21 protein-coding genes are annotated in these 20,749 nt (G+C 65.4%); 12 read left to right on the forward strand and 9 right to left on the reverse strand.

The window, feature by feature from the left end:
- Positions 1-683: 683 nt before the first annotated feature.
- From HTUR_RS03520 to dpsA, 5 genes are all read left to right on the forward strand, one after another.
- Complete coding sequence (locus HTUR_RS03520; RefSeq protein WP_012941924.1) at positions 684-1,706, forward strand: Cdc6/Cdc18 family protein; 1,023 nt, start codon at positions 684-686, stop codon at positions 1,704-1,706.
- A gap of 116 nt (positions 1,707-1,822) precedes the next feature.
- Entirely contained in the window at positions 1,823-2,326 is a 504-nt protein-coding gene (locus tag HTUR_RS03525; protein WP_012941925.1) for an ATP-binding protein, read from the forward strand.
- Positions 2,319-2,783, forward strand: a complete 465-nt coding sequence (locus HTUR_RS03530) for a response regulator (RefSeq protein WP_008896088.1) — start codon at positions 2,319-2,321, stop codon at positions 2,781-2,783. Before HTUR_RS03525 ends, HTUR_RS03530 begins: the two co-directional genes overlap by 8 nt.
- On the forward strand, positions 2,780-4,474 hold the full coding sequence (locus tag HTUR_RS03535; protein ID WP_012941926.1) for a bacterio-opsin activator domain-containing protein: 1,695 nt from the start codon (positions 2,780-2,782) through the stop codon (positions 4,472-4,474). The genes HTUR_RS03530 and HTUR_RS03535 overlap by 4 nt, the downstream gene beginning before the upstream one ends.
- A gap of 224 nt (positions 4,475-4,698) precedes the next feature.
- Positions 4,699-5,244 carry a DNA starvation/stationary phase protection protein DpsA gene (gene dpsA, locus HTUR_RS03540; protein WP_012941927.1) on the forward strand — a complete coding sequence of 182 codons (546 nt, stop codon included), beginning with the start codon at positions 4,699-4,701 and terminating at the stop codon, positions 5,242-5,244.
- Positions 5,245-5,271: 27 nt separating this feature from the next.
- Here the strand turns inward: dpsA and HTUR_RS03545 are convergent, their stop codons facing one another.
- Together HTUR_RS03545 and HTUR_RS03550 are read right to left on the reverse strand one after the other, a co-directional pair.
- Complete coding sequence (locus HTUR_RS03545; RefSeq protein ID WP_012941928.1) at positions 5,272-5,673, reverse strand: metal-dependent transcriptional regulator; 402 nt, start codon at positions 5,671-5,673, stop codon at positions 5,272-5,274.
- A 299-nt stretch (positions 5,674-5,972) separates the two neighbouring features.
- Entirely contained in the window at positions 5,973-6,836 is an 864-nt protein-coding gene (locus HTUR_RS03550; protein WP_012941929.1) for a formyltransferase family protein, read from the reverse strand.
- 155 nt (positions 6,837-6,991) lie between these two features.
- On the opposite strand from HTUR_RS03550, the gene HTUR_RS27215 reads away from it, so the two are divergent.
- Positions 6,992-7,132, forward strand: coding sequence for a hypothetical protein (locus tag HTUR_RS27215; protein ID WP_187291468.1), 141 nt, complete (start codon positions 6,992-6,994; stop codon positions 7,130-7,132).
- Between the two features lie 70 nt (positions 7,133-7,202).
- Positions 7,203-8,123, forward strand: coding sequence for a 2-dehydropantoate 2-reductase (locus HTUR_RS03555; protein WP_012941930.1), 921 nt, complete (start codon positions 7,203-7,205; stop codon positions 8,121-8,123).
- Positions 8,124-8,500: 377 nt separating this feature from the next.
- Here the strand turns inward: HTUR_RS03555 and arcS are convergent, their stop codons facing one another.
- Together arcS and HTUR_RS03565 are read right to left on the reverse strand one after the other, a co-directional pair.
- Positions 8,501-10,258, reverse strand: a complete 1,758-nt coding sequence (arcS, locus tag HTUR_RS03560; protein WP_012941931.1) for an archaeosine synthase subunit alpha — start codon at positions 10,256-10,258, stop codon at positions 8,501-8,503.
- A gap of 431 nt (positions 10,259-10,689) precedes the next feature.
- Positions 10,690-11,067, reverse strand: a complete 378-nt coding sequence (locus tag HTUR_RS03565) for a TRAM domain-containing protein (RefSeq protein ID WP_012941933.1) — start codon at positions 11,065-11,067, stop codon at positions 10,690-10,692.
- Positions 11,068-11,189: 122 nt separating this feature from the next.
- Between HTUR_RS03565 and HTUR_RS03570 the strand changes: the two genes are divergently transcribed.
- Both HTUR_RS03570 and HTUR_RS03575 read left to right on the forward strand, forming a co-directional pair.
- Positions 11,190-11,663 carry an Lrp/AsnC family transcriptional regulator gene (locus HTUR_RS03570; protein WP_012941934.1) on the forward strand — a complete coding sequence of 158 codons (474 nt, stop codon included), beginning with the start codon at positions 11,190-11,192 and terminating at the stop codon, positions 11,661-11,663.
- 135 nt (positions 11,664-11,798) lie between these two features.
- Positions 11,799-12,134, forward strand: a complete 336-nt coding sequence (locus tag HTUR_RS03575) for a HalOD1 output domain-containing protein (protein ID WP_049941826.1) — start codon at positions 11,799-11,801, stop codon at positions 12,132-12,134.
- Positions 12,135-12,291: 157 nt separating this feature from the next.
- Here the strand turns inward: HTUR_RS03575 and tgtA are convergent, their stop codons facing one another.
- The gene (gene tgtA / locus HTUR_RS03580) at positions 12,292-13,767 is read right to left on the reverse strand and encodes a tRNA guanosine(15) transglycosylase TgtA (RefSeq protein ID WP_012941936.1); all 1,476 of its coding nucleotides are present in this window, start codon (positions 13,765-13,767) and stop codon (positions 12,292-12,294) included.
- 351 nt (positions 13,768-14,118) lie between these two features.
- On the opposite strand from tgtA, the gene HTUR_RS03585 reads away from it, so the two are divergent.
- Positions 14,119-15,408: a hypothetical protein gene (locus HTUR_RS03585; RefSeq protein WP_012941937.1), complete on the forward strand. Its 1,290-nt coding sequence runs from the start codon at positions 14,119-14,121 to the stop codon at positions 15,406-15,408.
- Positions 15,409-15,707: 299 nt separating this feature from the next.
- Positions 15,708-16,799 (forward strand): hypothetical protein, encoded by a 1,092-nt coding sequence (locus tag HTUR_RS03590; RefSeq protein ID WP_012941938.1) that lies wholly within the window; start codon positions 15,708-15,710, stop codon positions 16,797-16,799.
- A gap of 139 nt (positions 16,800-16,938) precedes the next feature.
- On the opposite strand, the gene HTUR_RS03595 is transcribed toward HTUR_RS03590, so the two are convergent.
- Positions 16,939-17,493, reverse strand: a complete 555-nt coding sequence (locus HTUR_RS03595; RefSeq protein ID WP_012941939.1) for an NUDIX hydrolase — start codon at positions 17,491-17,493, stop codon at positions 16,939-16,941.
- A 176-nt stretch (positions 17,494-17,669) separates the two neighbouring features.
- On the opposite strand from HTUR_RS03595, the gene HTUR_RS03600 reads away from it, so the two are divergent.
- Complete coding sequence (locus HTUR_RS03600; protein WP_012941940.1) at positions 17,670-17,945, forward strand: PadR family transcriptional regulator; 276 nt, start codon at positions 17,670-17,672, stop codon at positions 17,943-17,945.
- A 100-nt stretch (positions 17,946-18,045) separates the two neighbouring features.
- Here HTUR_RS03600 and HTUR_RS03605 read toward each other — a convergent pair whose 3' ends face one another.
- The 3 genes from HTUR_RS03605 to HTUR_RS03615 all read right to left on the reverse strand — a co-directional run bounded on the left by HTUR_RS03605 (position 18,046) and on the right by HTUR_RS03615 (position 20,645).
- Positions 18,046-18,285, reverse strand: coding sequence for a DUF7511 domain-containing protein (locus tag HTUR_RS03605; RefSeq protein WP_012941941.1), 240 nt, complete (start codon positions 18,283-18,285; stop codon positions 18,046-18,048).
- A gap of 203 nt (positions 18,286-18,488) precedes the next feature.
- Positions 18,489-19,760 carry a DUF4397 domain-containing protein gene (locus HTUR_RS03610; protein WP_012941942.1) on the reverse strand — a complete coding sequence of 424 codons (1,272 nt, stop codon included), beginning with the start codon at positions 19,758-19,760 and terminating at the stop codon, positions 18,489-18,491.
- Positions 19,761-19,913: 153 nt separating this feature from the next.
- Positions 19,914-20,645, reverse strand: a complete 732-nt coding sequence (locus HTUR_RS03615; protein WP_012941943.1) for a hypothetical protein — start codon at positions 20,643-20,645, stop codon at positions 19,914-19,916.
- Between the last annotated feature and the right edge of the window lie 104 nt (positions 20,646-20,749).

The raw sequence follows: 20,749 nt of genomic DNA on the forward strand, positions 1-20,749 counted from the left end.
CCGCGTGAGCGAACACGACCGATCGTCCGAGCCACTCCCCTCGACACCAGATACTGAGCGGTCACCGATCGACCGATCGACTGGTGCCGTAGCGGCCGGTTGAAGCTGTAACTCTGCAGGCGTTCCGACGGAATTGGCTGACCGGCAGCCCATCGCTTCGGACCAACGGGCGCGAGGCTCGATATCGGGCGTTCGATCTCGAGGGCCATTCCAACGCCTCGAGCGCCGGGGTTCGAGGGGCGAATCGACCGTCGCTCGCCGGCGGTTCTCGAGTCGAGCCGTCGGTCGCGATCCGCTGGCTCGTGCGGTTCGGTGCCGAAACGATCGCCGTTTCGGTGACCGCGAACCGGCGACCGTTCGCGTATCGAGTATCGTGCGGCCGTTTCGAGTACGGTGAGCGACCGCTTCTCGGTCGAACGGCCGGTCGATGATCGCCGCTATCGGACCGTTCACTCCGTCGGCCGGTTGTTCACAGCCGTCGAACGGCCGCGTCCGAAGCGGCCGAGGGATATCCCACCATAGACTGCCCAAATCAGTTCCGCTCGAGTCTGTGGCTATCGTCCCGTCCCGAGCCAAAACACTACCTATAAACCACATACGGCGATACAGAATCACTGATCGTTTCGGAAGTTTCGGAATCGGGACGGCATCGTTTACAACGGCCGACGTGTAACCGAATCGGTGTGATCGTCGACGGCCGCGTCCTGCGCGAGGATTTCGTGCCCAGCGAGGTGGTTCACCGCCACGACGAGGTGAACCTCCTCTCGGAGTCCCTGGAGCCGCTGCTGTCCGACCGGCGGGCCGACCCCGCCTTCCTGTTCGGCCCGACCGGCGTCGGGAAGACCTGCATCGCCAGATACGCGCTCGCCCAGTTGCGCGAGCAGGAGCCGTCGATCGACGTCGCCTACGTCAACTGCTGGCAGGAGTACACCCGATTTCGAGTGCTCTACGGCGTCCTCGAGGCGGTCGGCCGGACCGCCGACATCCACCGCTCGACGCCGAAGGACGAACTGTTCGATCGGTTGCGCGAGACGGACGCCCGGCCCGTGGTCGCTATTTTGGACGAGGTCGACCAGCTCGAGGAAACGGCCGCGCTCTACGACCTCCACCGGCTGGGACACGTCTCGCTGGTATTAATCGCCAATCGCGAGGAGGAGCTGTTCGCGAGCTTCGACGACCGGGTCCGCTCGCGGCTGCGGGCGGGGACTCGCGTCCGGTTCGACCGCTACGGGACCGACGAACTCGCCGCGATTCTCGCCGAACGGGCGGAGAAGGCCCTCGAGCCCGGCGTTGTGAGCGACGGCCAGTTGCGGACGATCGCCGACGCCGCGTCGGGCGACGCCCGCGTTGGAATCGGCATCCTCCGGTCGGCCGCCCGCCGCGCGAGCCGGCAGGGACTCGAGTCGGTGACCGACGACGTCCTCGAGGCGGCGATCCCGGACGCGCGGACGGCGATCCGGCGCAAGACTGTCGAGGGGCTGATCGAACACCAGCGTGTGCTGTACGACGTCATCGCCGAGGCCGGCGAGATCGACCCGGGCGACCTCTACGAGGAGTACGAGCGGCGGGTCGACGACCCCAAGACCGAGCGGACGCTTCGCAACTACCTGACGAAGATGGTCCACTACGACCTGATCGAGGCCGTCGGCGAGCGCCGCGGGCGGACCTATCGACTCGTCGACGGCGATGCGGTCGGCCGCGAGTAACGGACGCCCCAACGTTCTGTCCGTATGACTGTCAGACGGCGGTGAAACTGGACACAGGCGATGAATTCGAGCACTACATTTATACTCGTTAGTCGATTTTTGGATAGCAATCCACTATGGCAGCTGTCGATTCTTCGATAGGTCAGCAGGCCCTCGAGTCGCCCGATCACGGTCGGGTGCTGGACGACGCCGCCGGTAGAGGCGTCCTCAAGATGGAGTACGCAGTGGCTCTCGAAAATGCGCTGACGGATCTCGAGGACGTGTTGACCGATCTCGAGGAACGAACCGAGAAGACGGGTGCCAAAATCACCGTCGACTCGTTTTCCCGCCGTGACGGCGATCCGGGCCGGCTCCGGCAGGAACTCCGGAACCCGCTGGACAGCGCGATCACGTACGCCGGTCAGCAGACCCCACGTATATCTGTGCTCGCGGATAAGCATAGACAAGAGTGGACGATTTCAGTTCGCGACCGGGGGATCGGGATCGATCCGGCGGACGCAGATCGCCTCTTCCAGGTGTTCGACCGACTCCACAGCAGCGAGGCATCCGAGCGAACCGGAACCGTGCCGGCGCCGTCCGAGACCGACACCGCGACTGGAACCACGACCGACTATGAGTGATTCGAGACAGTTCAAACCGGAGCCAGCACAGATCCTGTTAGTCGAGGACAATCCGGGTGACGTCCGACTGACCGAAGAAGCGTTCAAACAGGGCCGCATCGAGAACGACCTCCACGTCGTCTCCGACGGCAACGAGGCGCTGGAGTTTCTCTACCAGCGCGGCGAGTACGAGGACGCGCCGCGACCGGATCTCATCCTTCTGGACCTCAACCTCCCGCGGAAGGACGGCGAGGACGTCCTCGAGGAGCTCAAGGGGGATTCGGAGCTACGATCGATCCCGGTGATCGTCCTGACGAGTTCCCGAGCCGAGGAGGACGTCGTCAGGTCGTACGAACTCCACGCCAACGCCTACCTGACGAAGCCGGTCGATCCGGACGACTTCATCGAGACGGTTCGGGCGTTCGAGAAGTTCTGGTTCTCCGTCGTCCGGCTTCCGCCGGAGGGTGAGGGCCAATGAGCGGAACGGACACGCGGGCCGACACGGACGAAACGACCGCCGAGGTCGATACCCTGGATATCCTGCTGATCGAGGACAACCCCGGCGACGCGCGCCTGATCCAGGAGATGCTCCGGGGCACCGAGGAGCTCGCCCAGCGGGTCAGCTCCGACGAATCGGCGGGGCGAACGCCGGAAATCACCCGCGAGAACCGCCTCGAGGACGGCCTCGAGATGCTCGAGGGGGCCCCGGTCGACGTCGTCCTGCTGGACCTGAATCTGCCCGATAGCGAGGGGTTACAGACGCTCGAGACGGTCCACGCCGAGAGCGAGTCGACGCCGATCGTCGTGCTGACGGGCGTCCGCGACCAGCAGGTCGGCGTGCAAGCGATCCAGCGGGGTGCACAGGACTTCCTCGTCAAGGACGAGGTGACCAGCGAACTGCTGGTGCGGACGATCCACCACGCGATCGAGCGCGCCCGGCAAGAACGGGAACGCCGCCGTCAGCGCGAGCAACTCGAGGCGTTGAACCGGCTCAACAAGATCGGCCACGACATCACTCACGCGGTGATCACGACCGAAACGCGGGCCGATCTGGAACAACAGGTCTGCGACCGGCTCGCCGAGTCCGACGCCTATCGGTTCGCGTGGATCGGCGGCGTCAACCCGGGCAGCGATCGCGTCGTTCCGAAGGCGGCCGCGGGCGTCGAGGACGGCTACCTCGACGCCGTCGAGGTCAGCGTCGACGAGGACGACGTGACCGGACAGGGACCATCGGGGAAGGCGATCCGGACCGGATCAGTGCAGGTGATGAGCGACGCGCAATCCGACCCCGAGTTCGAGCCGTGGCGTGAGGAGGCGATCGAGCGCGGCTACCGGTCGACCGCGGCGATTCCGATCGTCCACGAGGATCTGGTCTACGGCGTATTGAACGTCTACTCCGAGTCGCCGCGGGCGTTCGAGGGGCCGGAGACGACCATCCTCGCCCGGATCGGCGACGTCATCGCCCACGCGATCACGGCGATCGAGCGCAAGGACGCGCTGGTCAGCGACGCCGTCATCGAACTCGAGTTCCGCGTCGAGGAACTGGCCCAGCCGCTGATTCAGCTGTCGACGACGGAGGAGTGTACGATCGCGTTCGAGCAGCTGATCCATGGGGACGAGACGCTGCTCGCGTACGGCTCGGCTCACGAAGTCGATCAGGATGCGTTTCAGGAGGCGGTCGACGAGACCGACGGCTTCGGCGACGTCCGCTTCCTCGCGGTCAGGCGCGACGCCTTCGAGTTCGAACTCGTGGCGCCGGCGGCCGTCTCGCTGTTCGAGACGATCGCGACCCACGGCGGCCGCGTCCAGTCGGCGACCATCGACGACGGCGAGTTCCGCTTCGTCGTCGAACTCCCGCGAGGTCGGGACACCCGCCAGATGATCGAACTCATCAAGGAACAGCGCGACGACGTCACCTACCTCGCCCAGCGGACCCGCGAGCGCGGCGACCGAAGCGATTCGGGCTCGTCGTCGGTCCTCGAGGACGATCTCACCGAGAAGCAGCGGGCGGCCCTCGAGACGGCCTACTTCGCGGGCTACTTCGACTGGCCCCGCGAGAGCACCGGCGAGGAGATCTCCGAGCGACTCGGCATCGCGCCGGCGACGTTCAACCAGCACCTCCGAACGGCCGAGCGGAAGTTCTTCGATTCGGTGCTCGGCGAGCAGTAGTCGGCGACCGCGTCCCGATTTTTGAGACGGTTCCGTGCTCGATCGTTCGTGACGCGCTCGCGATCGAGGACGCACTCACGTGGACCGATCACGATCGAGAGATGTCACGCCCCGTAGTCGGCGGACGGATACCGGACCGACTGCGGGCGGAGTTTTAGGTCGTGCGAAAAATTGTAAGTATATTGAAAAGTTATATGTAGGTGGGTGTTCTCTGCTAGGGTGTAATGAGTACGCAGAAGTCCGTTCAGCAGGAGGCCGGCACCGTCGAGGAGAACGCGCTCAGACTCGAGCCCGAGAAGGCCGAGCAGATCATCGAGGCGCTGAACCGCGACCTCGCGGATTCCTACGTCCTCTACCACCAGCTCCACAAGCACCACTGGAACGTCGAGGGCGCGGAGTTCCTCGATATTCACGTCTTCCTCCAGGAGGTCTACGAGGACGTCGAGGAGGCGGCCGACGATCTCGCCGAGCGGCTCCAGGCGCTGGGCGGCGTTCCGCACGCGAACATGACGACGCTGGCCGAGAAAGCCACCGTCGAGCCCGAGGACGAGGACGTCTACGACATCCGGACGTCGCTCGAGAACGACCTCGAGATGATGGGCGACATCATCGAGAGCAACCGCCAGCACATCGAACTCGCCGAGAACTTAGGCGACCACGCGACCGCCCAGATGCTCCGCGAGCAGCTCGTGACCATCGAGGAACACGCCCACCACATCGAGCACTACCTCGAGGACGACACGCTGGTCCTCGAGTCGGCGACGAACTAACGGGCCAGTCGACGCGAACTCCCGCGACTACTCGACGGACGGCGGCCGTTCGTCCGCCACCGCTTTTTCCGCATCGAGCAGTGTTTCGGCGACCCGGTCGGTGACGACCGAACTGACGCTTCCCACGAGTTCCATCGCTTCTCGCCGCGGCTCCGGGAGCTCGAGGACGTCCCGAAAGAACGCCGACAGGACGACGTAGCGCTCGTAGAGCTCGGCGGCCGTCTCCCGCCCGCGGTCGGTGAGCGTCGCCCCCTCGTACGGTTCGTACTCGAGATAGCCCTGCGTCTCGAGTCGCTGCAGGGTCTCCGTCGCGGTCGACGGCGACCGGTCGAGCTCCTCGGCGACGTAGCCGGGCGCGATCGGTTCCTCGTCGCCCGCTTCCCGGATCGCGCGATAGATCACCAGCAGGTACTGGGGTGCGTCGGTCATGCGCGACGGCGGCGGTACTGATCGGCGGGCGGCTGGGTCCCACTGTCGGGCGCATCGAGCGAGCGCTCGTACGCCGGCGGGGCCGACGGTCGTCTCGGACTGCGCTTCCGAACCGAATCGCCTTCCATGCGATTTAGGCTTACCTAAAACGTTAAAGTAGTTGCGACTATCGACTATTCGAGCTCGACCCATCGAGGGCGGGATTTCGACGGCGTCGATCGATCTCCGAGTCCCTCCACCGAACGGCGTGGTCACTCGTTCGGAGTCTCCGTCACTGCGTCGATCGGTCCGTCCGGCGATCACGCCGACTCGAGACGGCGGCGGAGTCGGCCGGCGAGGTTCCGCAGGAGGACGCGACTCGAGAACCGGAGCGTCCGCCGCCGGTCACGGTAATAGAACGGTCCGAGTTCCGCGTCGGAGATCGACCGAGATTCGATGGTCGGGTCGCGCAGGTTCTCGATGCCCTCGGACAGGAGACGGATCTGGAGCGCCGCGAGACGATCGAAGACGTCCCAGAGCGTCCGGCAGTCGGCGATGCTCGTCTCCTCGTAGGCGACGAGCTCGCCGCCGTCGATCGACTCGTTCAGCCGCTGGAGCGTCGTTCCGGCTCGATCCCGCCCGTCGTGAAAGATCGCCGGCGGCCCCATCCCGCGATAGCGACGGATATTCGCCGGATGGAAGCTCACTACGCCGTGCTCCGGCGCGGTCAGGACGTCGCCGCGGAGCAGTCCGAACCCGAAGCGGACGACGACGTCGCAGCGATCCGCGAGCCGGGAGACGATCCCCGGCGGGAGCTCGTTCCAGCCGTCTTCGGTCCGCGGCCGACATCGGACGTGATCCGCGTCGGCGAGCGCGTCGACGCTCTCGGTCGCGCGTCGGTGCCACAGCGGCCGCTCGTCGCCGAACAGCCGTCCGAGGCTTCGCTCCGCGAGGACGGCTGTCCACGCTCGCTCCTCGCGAAAGACCTCGACGAGTTCGACGACGTCTGCGAGCGAGAGGCGGTCCTTCCCGCCGTCCCACGACTCGTCCCCGACCGCTGTGCCGGCGGCGTTATGGACGACGAGCGGAATCTCGATGTCGACGGCGGCCTCGCGGCGGAGTCGCTCGAGCGCGCGGACTTGCCACTCGTAGAGGGACGGTTCCGCCAGTACGCCGACCGTCATCTGCCCACCCCTGGACATGCAGCGGACTACCGGCATTCTACCCTTTGTTACTTGCGCCATTCTCGTCGAATATTCATCCGAAATAGAGACACTCCGTGTGAGGGACGAGTTCGGCGGCCGAAAGGTCGAGGTGTTCGGCGGTCGAACGACCGGCTGTGAGCGACGGAACCGACGACCGCAGTGACGACGGTGACGGAACCGCCGCGCGTCGCGAGTGCGACGTTTGCGGGGAGTCCGTACCCGCGGCGATCTACCGCGAGCACCTGCTCAAGGAGTGTCCGGGCGACCCTCGTTGATGGCCTCGAGTCCGAACGCCGGTCTCACGCTGCCCGCAATCCCTTTCACCGATCTCTCCGTACGGTCCGTATGAAATACGCCGTGTTCGGCGCCGGCGGTGTCGGCGGCTACCTCGGCGCGCGACTCGCCGACGCGGGCCACGACGTTCACCTGATTGCGCGAGGCGACCACCTCGAGGCCCTCCGGACCGACGGGTTGTGCCTCGAGAGCGTTGCCGGCGACACGACCGTCGATCTCCCTGCGACCGACGATCCGACCGATATCGGGCCCTGTGACTACGTGCTGTTCTGCGTGAAGTCGTACGATACGCGCGACGCCGCCGGCGACCTTGAGCCGCTGCTCGAGGACGGGACGGCCGTCGTCTCCTTTCAGAACGGCGTCGACAATGAACAGTGGCTCGCCGAGGAAATCGGCGACGAGCGCGTCGTCGGCGGCGTGGCCTACATCTTCTCGACGATCGGTGAGCCGGGCGTCGTCGAGCACACCGGCGGCCCGGCGCGGTTCGTCTACGGCGAACTCGACGGGCGGCGAACGGAGCGGATCGAGGCGCTCGACGACGCGCTGACGGACTGCGAGGGCGTCGACGCGGTGCTGGCCGACGACGTCCGCGTCGAACTCTGGCGGAAGTTCGCGTTCATCTGTGCGCAGGCCGGAATGACCGCCGCGACTCGGCTCCTGGTCGGCGAGATCCGGGACGTCGACGCCTCGTGGGAGATGTACCGGCGGCTCCTCGAGGAGGTCTGCACCGTCGCTCGGGCGGAGGGCGTCGACCTCCCGGACGGACTCGTCGACGAGTGGCTCGAGTTCGCCCGGGAGCTGGATCCAGAGATGTCCTCCTCGCTGCAGTACGACCTGACTCACGGCAAGCCGATGGAGCTCGACGCGCTCCACGGCTCGGTCGTCCGTCACGCGGCCGACTGCGGCGTCGACGTGCCGATGAACGAGGCCGTCCACGCGATCCTCCGTCCGTGGGCCGACCGGAACCAGTAGGAGACGGCGACGCGTGAGCAGCGGACCGACGCCTCGAGAGCGGGGGATGAACTGGGAGGTAGAAACGTTCTCCCGCAGTGAGACGCGGGGAAAACGCTATGCATACCGTTGGACTCACACCGACCAGTGACGGGACAGCACGGCTCTCGGCTCTGGGAGTGTCCGGAATGTGGGCGCTCGGTGAACCGTTTCGTGAACGGCTGTCGGTGTCCGTCCTGTCGGGAGACCGTCGCCGACGAGTGTGACTGCGAGACGGTTCTCACGGCCTGACCGCGAGGTCCCGCCTCGAGTTGCAGGTAGCGATTTTCGGCTCGAGTTGCAAGCTGCAATTTTCGGCTCGCGTTCCGCGGTTTCGGCCGCTCTCTCGAGCGCGCTCGCTACTTCTCTTCGACGTGGCGGATCTCGCAGGCGATTCCCCGAGAGCTCTCGCACATTTCGCGGCCGAACATCTCCGCGCGGCCGACGGCGAAGGCCTTCGGCCCCTCGACGACGACCTCGTCGCCGACGCGGATCTCGTCGTCGGCGTCGACGACGCCCGGCGCGAGCACGCTGCCGTGGGGGACGAAGCCGTCGATCTCGACGCGCTTGGTGGGCGCGTCGCCCTCGACCCACCGCTTCGCGCCCTCGAGCGTGAAGGAGAGCGTGCCGTACTGAGGGACCATCGTCGCCAGCTGGGTCTCCTCGCTATCGCGGACCTGGATCTTCGGGTAGCGACTGGTCGTCTGGATGTCGTCGAAGAGGTCGTCGCCGGCGCCGTCGCCGAGCAGGTAGTCCGCGATGGCGCGGACGGTGTTGTGCTCGCGCTCGCGCTTGGAGTACTTCAGTTCGCCCGACAGCGCCGTTCCGAGATTGGAAAGGGACTCGTCGTCGGTGGGGTGGCCGCCCTCGGGGACGGTGTACGTGATATCGAGGTCGAGGGCCTCCTCGACGCGTCCGACGATGTCGCGGTAGCCCTCGTCGGGGACGTGGGCGATGATCTCGGGGTAGTCGTTGCGCTCGAGGTAGCGCCGCAGGACCTCGCTCACGAACTCCTTCTCGTCTTCGGACCACCGCCCCGTGACGACGGTGTCGTAGTGTTGGGCCGGATAGGTCGTCTCGAGTTCCTGCGGGACGACCCCGATGGGGCTGGTCATCGAGACGAGGTGGGCTCGCCACTGGATGACGTCGTGGAACTGGCCGTGGCTCTGGGATTCGCTGTACGGCTTCGTTGCCGAACAGGGGACCAGCACCAGCGGATTCCGAAAGCGATTCTGGTAGCGCGTGGTCACGCGGTCGGCGTACCGCTGGATCTCGACGCGTCGGAGGGTGTCCTCGGTCGCGGCGGTGATCTCCGCGTCCCGGAGGATCGGCGTTCGCTCCTCGAGGTAGCCCCACTCCGAATCCAGTTCGCGCACGGCGGCGGTGAGCCACTGGTCGTGGCGGGCCTGTCCCTCGACGTAGTCCCGGAGGCGGCCGTCGCGGATGCGTCGGCGGACGATGCCGAGTTCGGCCGCGAGGGCGTTTCGGTTGTGCTCGGCGCAGTCCTCGCGGGTGAACTCCTCGCGGGGCTGCTGGCAGGCCGAACACGAGCAGGGGAGTTCCTCGAGGTCCTCGAGGAAGTACGCCTCGTCGGTCGTGAGATAGCGGCCCTCGGTGCCCTTCACGACCGCGGCGGTCTCGTCGAAGAGGTCGACACCGGCGTAGGCCAGCACGGCGACGTTGCGCGGCGTGGCGACGCCCGAGAAGTAGAGGGCGGTGTCGGTCGGAATCTCCTCGCGGACGTTCACGACGGCCTCGACCAGCGCCGCGCCGTGACCCGTAATCGACTGGACGTCCGAGACGGCGTAGGCGTCGGTGCCCTGCTCGTCGACGTGCTCGCTCGAGACGACCGCGACGCTGGGGTAGTCGACATCGGGCTGGTCGACCGCGAAGGACTCCCGGACTTCCTCAGCGGTGCCGCCGGGGAACGCCCGGTGGGGGAGGACAGTGAGTGTCGATTCGTTGCCCTCGGGAAGCTCCCGATCGGCGCTCCACAGCGAGCCCGCGTCCTCGAGGACGTCGTCGACGAGCGCGGGGGTCGTCACGGGCGACTCGAGGCGGAGTTCGCCCACGCGAGCGGCCCCGTCGCGCTCGTGGACTTCGAAGTAGTCGGTCATACCCGATATGGGCGGGGGAGCGCGAAAGAGGCTGTCGGTCGCGACGCCGGAATCGCAACGAACCGAGAACACTCCGTGTCCGAATGTAATGATTAATACAGCCGAGAAAATTATATGAACGTCGAGTTCCTTGCCTCTATCAATGACGGAATACTACACGTGTTCGAACTGTGGATCCGAACTCCACTACCAGACGACGAAGCACAACGGCTGCCCGGACTGCGGAACCGTTCCGCTTCACAGCGCCGACTAAGGGCTCGCCGGGCGATCGGTCGCTCGCGCTACCTGATCAATCGTCGTGAGCGTGCCGTGTGTAGGCCGGCCACGTCGCTATTTGCTGTTCTATTCGATCGAATGTGCGAGTCGGTAGCAGAGGTCAGGTGAGCCCGCGACATCAGGGCTCTCTACCCGATTCCGCGAAACCGGCCCCTCTAGGCGATTCCACGGAATCGCGCCGTCGCCGACGTCCGTCCCCGGTTGAACGAGAGGATCTCGAGTTCGATCACGTCGCCGACCGAGAGATTGCCGGGAATCTCCTCGACGAAGACGACAAACCCCTCGATTTTGCAGACGGCCCGCCGCTCGCCGGTGTGGTGTTCCGTGAACTCGTGGACGGCGGCCTCCCTGACGTCGCCGAGATCGACCGGGGGCTCGCGCTCCTGGGCCGCTTTGTGTTTCTCGTAGGACTGCTGTCGTCCCGCCGACCGACCGCCCCGGACGCGCTTGCGAAGCCACGATCCGACGACGAGAACGACGAGCACACCCGCGACGAGGCCGAACACACCGACGGGCGACGCGGCACCGAGCATACGCGAGGGTGGCGTCGCGTGTACCTTTGCTGTTCCGATGCCGCGCCGTCACGGCACCGTCGGCGCCGGCGCGGCGACAGGCCGAACCAAAAGCGCTTGCTGCTGGCCCCGAAATTAGTGCTATGGCGTTCGAACTCGACGAGATCGACAGGGGGATTCTCCATCGGCTACAGGGCGACGCCCGCCACACGACGGCGGCAGATATCTCCGGTGAAGTTGGCGTCACGGCCAACACCGTCCGAAACCGGATTCAGCGACTCGAGGAGGCGGGCGTGATCACCGGCTACGTCCCGATCATCGACTACGAGCGGACGGCGAAGTCGATACACATGGTCGTCCAGTGTACGGTGCCGATCCACGAGCGCGGCGACCTGGCCGAGACGGCCCTCGAGGTCGACGGCGTCGTCGGCGTCCGCGAACTCATGACCGGACACCGGAATCTCCGGGTCGACCTCGCCGCCGAGAACAGCGACGAGGTCACGGCCGCCGTCAGTCGCCTCCAGCGCGCCGGACTCGAGATCGAGGCGGAGGAACTCGTCAAAGCCGAGTACCACCAGCCGTTCGATCACTTCGGAACCGACGCCGTCGATAGCTAACTGCGAGCCCCACTCGTTCTCGATCTCCTCTCAAATCCCGGTGTAAATTTCGGAAACCGAGATTAGTAGCGATATTACTGCGTTAAGCCGAGAATAGCCGCTAGCCTTTTATGCATGGATCGGATTGAGTATGACGTGAGTAATTCATTCATCGGTTCGACCGACGACGGGTTCGACGGGGACATCAGTATCGCCGTCGTCACCGCGATCGCAGCGAAGCGCGGCGTCGAACCGACCGAACTCCCGCCCCTCTACGAGTCGATCGATCCCGACGCCCTGGACGCCCTCTTCGCGCCGACGCGAACGGGCGGTCCCCGGCGCGGTCGACTCGAGTTCACCTACGACGGCCACGCGGTCGTCGTCGAGTGTGGCTCCGGCCTCGAGATCACGATCGACGGCACCCCCGCGACGGCCGAGCCGGTTTCGGCGGACAGAGCCGATCGGTTCGGCGAATCCCGGACCGGCGTCTGAAACGCCGGTCGACCGTGACGCTGCCGTCGTCTCCGCGTCAGCCGATCGCTGAATTGCTTTTTTCTCGAGCGGTTACGGGAGTGAGAAGAGAACGTCCCGTACGTTAACGCGAGGTGATCCCTGTCAGTCGCGACGCTGGTCCGCTCGAGGCCGTCGATCAGTCCTCAGTGAAATCGATTAGCTCGACCGACTCGGGAACGCGCTCGAGGACGTCGGCGGGCCAGCCGCGGTGTCCGAGCGCGAGGTCGGCGTCGGGGTTCGTCTCGGCGAGTCGCGCGACGCCGTCCGCCGCGGCCGACAGGGCCGCGCGGTCGGTCCGCTCGGGAACCTCGGCCGTGAGCGGGTAGGACCGCGAGAGCGCCCGCGGGAAGGGGCCGAACGGCGGTTCGACTCGCCAGGAGTCGTCGAACTCGTCGCCCCGGGCCGGCTGCCCCTCGGTGAGAAACAGCGAGTCAGGGACGGACAGACGCTCGAGGCGCTGGTGGTGGCGGACGACCTCCGACCGGCGGGCGCTCTCCGACGAGACGTGGAAGAACGCGCCCTTGGAGACGGGATCTGAGCGCTCGAGTTGGTCGGCGTGGTCGAGCAGCGCCCGGTAGCCGTCGAGCATCGTCGGGTGCGAGCGGGCGCGTTGCTCGACCAGTTCCAGCAGGTTGCCCGCGCGAATGGCCTGTTTGATCCGGCGGATCTCCGCGAACGTGACGTGGAGGTTGTGGGCGGCCAGTTCCTCCTCGCGTTCGTCGTCCGGCAGCGCGCGGAGGTCGTCGGGCGAGTGGCTGGTACAGACGGAACACGAACACGGCAGGTACTCGAGGTCCTCGAGCAGCCGCGTGCCGCGGACCGTGAGGTAGCGGTCGTCGCGGGCGTAGAGCGCGTAGGCGGCGGAGTCGAACAGGTCACAGCCCATCGCGACGCCGAGTGCGAACATCATGGGGTGGCCGGCGCCGAAGAGGTGGACCGGCGCGTCGGCGCCCAGGCCGCGCTTGGCGGCGGCGACGGCGTCGACCATGTCGTCGTAGCGGTAGTCGTTCATCAGGGGGACGACCGCGCCGACGGGGAAGACGTCGAGGTCGGTGCCGTCGGCGTGGCGACCGGCCGCCTCGCGGAGGTCTGGGTAGGTCGATCCCTGCACGGGCGCGCTGACGAGCATGTCGCCCGTGTCGACGTCCTCGGCGATCTCGAGGCGTTCCTGGGTCGTCTCGAGTTCCTCCTCGGCCCGCTGACGGGGGACGTCCGGCGGCGTCGGAATGTCGACGGGCGTGGCGATGTCGGAACCGATCGCGTGCTGGAACTCGAGGATCTCCTCGGTCGTGACGTCGATGTCGCCGTACTCGGAGAGCTGGAAGGAGCCCGAATCGGTCATGATCGCGCCCGGGAAATCGAGCAGCTCGTGGAGGCCGTCGGCTAACGCCTGTTTGCGGACGTCGTCGGTCCCGTGGATGATGTAGGAATTCGTGATGAGGATCTCGGCGCCGAACTCGTCGGCGAGACGACGAGGGGCGATCGTGTCCAGATTCGGATTGATCACCGGGAGCAACGCCGGCGTTTCGACGGTGACGTCGGCCCGCGGAACGGTGAGTTCGCCGATACGTCCGCCCGCGTCAGTGTCCCGGAGTTCGAAGCACTCGCGCATCGACTCCCCCTTCGCCCGTCGGACGTAAGTCAGTGAAGGTTTGCGACCGATCAGCTGTCGGGATGGTATAATTTCTGGGGACGACGGCACCGAACGCGCCAGTAAACGTCTCATTCCGTCCGGTCTGGTATAATCCGCCATCGTCTGCAAGCACAAGTTCGATTTCACTCACCGAAGTGACAATTACCATCCGATTTGCCTCGCTCGACTCCGGATCCGTGACCGTCATCGATCGAGATAGGTGAACGCGGGATTAGGGACCGTTGCACGATTCCAACACTACTTTTCTCCGAGATAATCTCGAAACAGTCGACTCGTTTTAGCCGTAAACCGGTGGTAGGATCTATCGCAATGGTTTCACGACTACAGAAGCTCGGCGTCGCGTTCGTCGCACTGATGGTCGCACTGTCCGGGGGTCCTGCCCTGGCCGGTGCGTCATCGGGCGCGAACGACGATGCCGGAGACATGGGCGAGTCGAGCGCGACACTCGAGAACGTGCAGGTCGAGACGCTCGAGCTCGACAACGTCACCGTCGAGAACGCGACGATCGAGGAGCTGAACGTCTCGGAGTTCGACGCCAACGTGACGGCGCTGCAGGAAGAACTGGACGGTAACCAATCGAACGCCTCCGAGGATAACGCCACGGGCGAGGCGAACCTCACTGGCATCGAGTTCGAGCACCTCGAACTCGAGGACGTCGAACTCGAGGAGTTCGAGGAGATGAACGAGTCGGAGAACGCGACGAATGACTCCGTGATGAACGAGACTGAGGACAACGAGTCCGAAGATGACGGTCTCGGTCTCGACGACAACGAGTCCGAGGACAACGAAAGCGAGAACGAGTCCAGCGGTCAGAGCCTGATCAACGAGAGCACCGAGAACGTTACGATCCAGAACCTGACCATCGAAACGATGGACGTCGGGGAGCTGACCATCGACGAGCTGAACGTCGGCGACGACGCCGAGATGAACGCCTCCGCGAACGAGTCGGAGATGAACGAGACCGAGGACAACGAGTCCGACGACGGCCTCGGTATTCTCGGCGACGAGGAAGACAACGAGTCCGAGACGGCCGCAGCGATCCAGGAGGACGAGGACGATGGCATCGGTCTCGAAGACGACAACGAGACCGAAGATAACGCGACTAACGAGACGGAAGACAACGCGACTGAGGACAACGCGACTCAGGAGTTCGAGAACCTCACAGTCGAGCACTTCGACGTCGAGGAGATCACGATCGAATCGATGAACGTCACCTCCGTCGAGGAGGCCGACAGCGGGATGAACGCGACCGACGAGATGAACGAGACCGAGGACAACGAGTCCGACGACGGTCTCGGCATCCTCGAGGACGACAACGAGACCGAGGAGAACGCGACCGACGAGATGAACGAGAGCGAGGGCGAAACCATCTCCAACCTCTCCGCCTCCTCGATCACGATCGGTAACTCGACCGTCGATACGCTGACGTTCGGCAACGCGAGCGAACTCGACGAGATCGGGAGCGAGGAGCCCGTAGATAACGAGACGACCGAAGACAACGTGACCGAAGACAACGCGACCGAAGACAACGCGACCGAGGAAGACAACGCAACGGAATCCGAGAACGATAGCGAGGACGACGGCGGACTGCTGGGCTGATCGGAACGAACGCCGCGCGGTCGATTCCGTTCCGACCACCCTGTAATTGCGCTTTTTTCCGGCCGCTACCGATCGCGAGTGGAGACACTGTCCGTCGATAGCGGACGGACTGCTATCGTCGTCGACGGACGCGAGTCACCGGCCTCGACCGGCTCGAGTACGGGACGAAACCTCCGAGAGGGCCGGGAACGAACGGCTGATTAGCGGCTGCTAGTCGCGATCAAACGCGGCGTTTCTCCGCGAGAATTCCGTAACGATCGCCTCGTTTTAGCCAGAATCGACTGGTACGTCTGGCCGTAATGACTTCACGAGCGCATTCGGTCGGCGTGGTCTTCGTCGCGATAGCGGTCGCGCTTGCGGGGGGTCCTGCCCTCGCGGGGGCCGCGACGGGGACGAACGCCGACACCGGAGACATGGGCGATGCGGGTACCGCGGCGACACTCGAGAACGTACAGGTCGCGACGCTCGAACTCGAGAACGCGACCGTCGAGAACGCGACCATCGAGGAACTGAACATCGCACAGCTCGACGCCGCACAGGAGGACCTCGAACGGCTCAACGAGTCGGTCGAACGGAACGGCGAGGGTGAGAACGAGAGCGGGAACGAGACCGGCGCCGAGAACGACACCCAAAGTGGTGTGACAATCTCAAACATCGAACTCGAGCAACTCGCGCTCGAGAACGTCTCGCTGACGGACCTCGAGTTCGACGGTGAACCGGTTGGAAGCACCGCTGAGAACGCGTCCGGCGGGAACGCGACCGACGAGAACGCGACCGGTGAGAATGAAAGCGAAAACGCTTCCGACGGACAGCAAGCGGTGATCAGCGACGACGCCGAGACGGTCGCCGTCGGGAATCTGACCATCGAGACGATGGACGTCCAGCAGATGACGATCGACGCCATCGAAACCGAGGAGAACGGCGGGATCCTCAGTGAGATCGGCGACTTCATCGGCGGTATCTTCGGTGGCGGCGGCGACGGTGAGGGGGCGGCGAACGACTCCGCCAACGAGTCGGCCGACGAAGAGATCGAGAACCTCACGATCCAGCAGTTCGATGTCCAGACCGTCTCGGTCGATACGATGTCGATCCAGTCGATCGAGGAGGCCGACCCGACCGACGCGGACGGCAACCAGACCGAGGACAACGAGTCCGAAATGAACGAGACGGCTCCGGACAACGCGACTACCGGTAACGAGACCGGCGAAACCGTCTCCGAGGCCTCCGCGACGTCGATCTCGATCCAGACGCTGGACGCCGACACCGTTACTCTCGAGGACGCGAGCGATCTCGAGGCCGCTGTGCAGGAGGGCAGCGGAGCGAACGAAACCGTCACCGACGGGACTGGCAGTAACGAGACTGGCGGGGACGAGGGGAACGAGACGGGCTAGCGCCGTCGACCCCATCGACATAGGCGACTCGAACGCGAGCGCGGTCGGTCCGATCGCCAGCGACGACTGAACGATCGACGGCTCGGCCCGCTGATCGATTTTTCACGACCCTGTCGCCGTCGACCGACTGTCCTCGAGGCTACGCCTCGGCGTCGAACAGCCGGTGGTAGGAGATAGCGAGGACGGTCCGCCCGTCGCGAATCTCGCCCTCGCGGACGGCCTCGAGCAGATCCTCGTACCCCGTCGGCGCCACGCGAATGCTCTCGTTGTGATCGAGTTGCTGTTCGGCGGTCGGCCGACAGCCGCGGGCGACGAAGAAATGCAACAGCGTGTCGGCGATGCCGTTCGCCGGCTCGACGGTTACCAGTTTCTCGAGGGTCTCGGCCTCGTGGCCGGTCTCCTCGGCCAGTTCGCGCCGGGCGGCTGCCTCGAGATCGTCGTCGTCGGATTCGGTGCCGCCGACGGGGAGCCCGCGGTTGACGCGGCCGACGGCCTGGCGCCACTCCTCGATGCAGACGACGTCGCCGTCGGGGGTGAACGGAAGGATGCAGACGCTGGCGGGTTCTGAGAGGTAGTCGAACTCGGTTTCGGTGCCGTCGGGCAGTCGAACGCGTTCGTTAACGATGTCGAAGCCCGGACAAGTGTAGGCTATTTGGCGGTCGCGGGTCTCCCAGGCGAGTGGATCCGTCGGCATACCGGGCCGTACGGCCGTGGCTCTCAAAAACGCCCCGTCACGAGAGACGGACCGAATCTGGCCGGTGATAGGTGTCGTTACTGTGTCTATGTCCGGCGTTCCGCCTCAGCGGCCGTCCGTACAGCCTCTATAACAAAGTCACAGATGAGTGAACGTCGTCACTCAGAGGGTGATCCATGGATCAGCTAACTGGCTTCCAACGTGACTTGTTGTACGTGATCGCAGGGAAAGATCGGCCGTCCGGTCAGGAGATACTCGACGACATCAACACCTACATCGATCAGCCGGTCACCCACGGCCGGCTGTACCCCAATCTCGACACGCTCGTCGAGAAGGAACTCGTCGAGAAGGGGCAACTCGACCGGCGAACGAACTACTACGCGCTGACGCCGAAGGGGCGACGAGCCCTCCAGCGCCGCCAGGAGTGGGTCGACCAGTACGTCGACGTCTAACCACTCCCGGGCGTCTTTCGTCTCGACACTTCTAGCGGCTCCGTCGTGGCTCGACCGTCGATGAGTAGCCGTCCCAGTCAGTTCGCCGCCGTTGTCTCCGTTACCGAGCGTCCTCGAGGTCGACGACCGTCTCCAGATCCGCGCTGAGCCACGCCGTCAGCATCGCCTCTGGCGGTCCGTCCCGCGGCACGAGCGTACAGCGATCGCTGTCGGCGCTGTACCGGACGACGACCGCCTCGAGGCGGACGTCCCGCTCGGGCCCGTCTCGGGGATCGTCGGTATCGGTCGTCCGCGCGCCGGCCGTGCCGGATTCCGTCCGTTGATCGGGTATCTCGTCCATGATCGTCCGAAGCGTCACTGACGCAACACCGTCTATAGGAGCGGAACGGACAAAACGTCATCTGATGGAAACCGACCGCGAACGTCCCGTCGCCGGGGCTTTCGGCTGCAGCAATCGACGGAGAAGAACGGGACGGCGGCTATCGAGGACGACCGAAAGCCCCTCGAAAAACGGATCGAACGGCCGTTAGCGGCGTCCGGACCTCAGTAGTCGGTCGTCGCCGACTCGTTCTCGGCGTGCTCGTGCGTGTCGTTCGTCACGTTGTCGGACGCCTGCTCGTCGGTCGACTCGGTAACGTTCGTCGCGTTCTCGTCGGACGCCGCGTCCTCGTCTCCGGTACTCGAGTCGTCGCCCTCCGTCTCGCTGCCCGGTTCGCCGTCGACGGCGACGAGCACGCTGAACGAGCGGTCCTCGTCGTCCGTTTCGCCGTCGTCTTCGCTCGCCTCATCGGGCATCGACCCCGCTTGTTCGGCCGTTACCGTCTCGTCGTCTAACTCCGCGAGGTAGCCGATGGCGAAGGCCGTGTACGCCGTGTCCGCCTCGAGGTCGAGTTCGACGCTGACGACGGGGTCGGGCTGGGAGATCACGCCGCCTTCGCCGACGGTCTCGTTGGCGCTGGCGGTCTCGTTGGCGCTGGCGCTCTCGTTGGCGCTGGCGCTCTCGTTGCCGTTTCCGGATGCGGCATCCTCGCTCATCTCGGTACTCTCGCCGGCCGGGAAGAGCTCGAGCGTCTGGCTCCCGGGTTCCACCGGGACGTAGCCGGACGGCTCGGTGAAGCCGACGTCTTCGAAGATCAGCGCGCCGGTCTCCCCTTCGGCGATGTCGACCGCCGGGGCGTCCGGCACCGCGTGGACGACCCGGACCGGGGCCGTCCCTTCCTCGATCTCGTTCGACGGGGAATCGACGAGCAGCAGGACGTCGAACGTGCCTACGTCGGTATCGGCCTCGATGTCGCCCATCTCGCCGGTCTCGTCCGTCTCGTTGGCGAGCGCGTCGCCGCCGTCGGAGACGTTCCCCGTCTCGTTGCCGGCGGTGTCGTTGGCTGCGTCGTACGCGGAGACGTCCATGCCTTCTTCCGCGGTGCCGGCGGACTCGCCCTCGAGTTCGCCGAGAGCGGCGGCCGTGTAGAACTCCGCGTCGACGACGATGGTCCCCTCGTAGACCGGCTCGTCGTCACCGGCGGCCGTGATCGCGACCGAGTACGTGCCCGGAACGATCTCGAGATACGGCGTGAGGTCACCGTAGCCCACGTCCGAGAGGATCTGCTGGTCGTCGATGTAGACGTCGACGTTCGGGGCGTCCGGCGAGAAGTGGCCGACGCGGATCGCGCCGAGTTCCTCGTTGTCGGCCGTCGCTTCGTCGGCCTCCCGTTCGTCGTCTTCGTGTTCGTTAATGGCCAGAGCGGTTCCAGTGAGCGCCGATCCGGTACCGACGACACCGATCGCCTTGATTGTCGAACGTCGTGATAGTGTCATACTACGCCAGTAAGGGAGCGCGAAACGGGCAAAAACGGCTCAGTCAGTTTGCCTGATTGTCGTCTCGTTTACTCGAGACGGGCCACCGTAGACGACCCATAACGATCGAAAGCGGCACCTACAGCGAAGTAGCGGGACCGAACAGCAGATCGCTTACCGATCGCCGTCCAGCGACACCGTCGAGAGATCCGCCTCGAGGTCGTCGACGTGGTCGTTGAACGACTCGACGAACGCGGCCACGTCGTCGGCGAGCCGACGCACCTCGGTCGCCGGCGGAGGACCGTACTGCGAGATGAGGTAGACGCCGTCCGACCCGCCGACCCGCAGGTAGCTGGCGGTGTCGCCGTCGAACTTGAGTTCCCAGCGGCTGCCGTTTACGGTCGTCGCGTAGGTACCGTACTCGCCCTCGTAGCGGTAGAGTTCGCTCGCCATTGCGTTCCCGACCTCGCGGATCCGCTCGAGAATCCGGTCGCGTTCGGCGACCAACTCCGCCGTCGATTCGATCTCGGGGAACTCCTCGGGAACGTCCGCGAGCAGCCCCTCGAAGGAGCGGACGTACTCGTTGTACGCGGCGACGAACGCCCCGTAGTCGGCCATCGCCGTCTCGAGTGCCTCGGGTTCGGGCGGCTGTTTGCTCGAGACGACGTAGGTCTCGTCGCCCGATTTCGGCTCGAACCGGAGGTACTGGACGTCGCCGGCCTCGTACTTGATCGTCCAGGTTCCCGCGTCGGTCTGGAACGCCTGTTGGCCGTAGTCGCCGCCCTGAAAGACGGCGAGTTCCCGCGCGATCTCGCCGGCGTGGGTCCGGACGCGGGCCGCCAGTTCGTCGCGTCGCTCGGCGACGTCCGCCATCCCCTCGACGTCCGTCTCGAGTCCCTCGGTCATCAGTCGTGAGAGGGAGCGGATCCAGATACCAGTTGCGTCTCCGCTCGGCGCCGGCGCGTCGGCTCGGCCGCCGACCGACTCGCGGCGATCCGACCGGCGACCGG

It is taken from the genome of Haloterrigena turkmenica DSM 5511 (assembly GCF_000025325.1).
Taxonomy (GTDB): domain Archaea; phylum Halobacteriota; class Halobacteria; order Halobacteriales; family Natrialbaceae; genus Haloterrigena; species Haloterrigena turkmenica.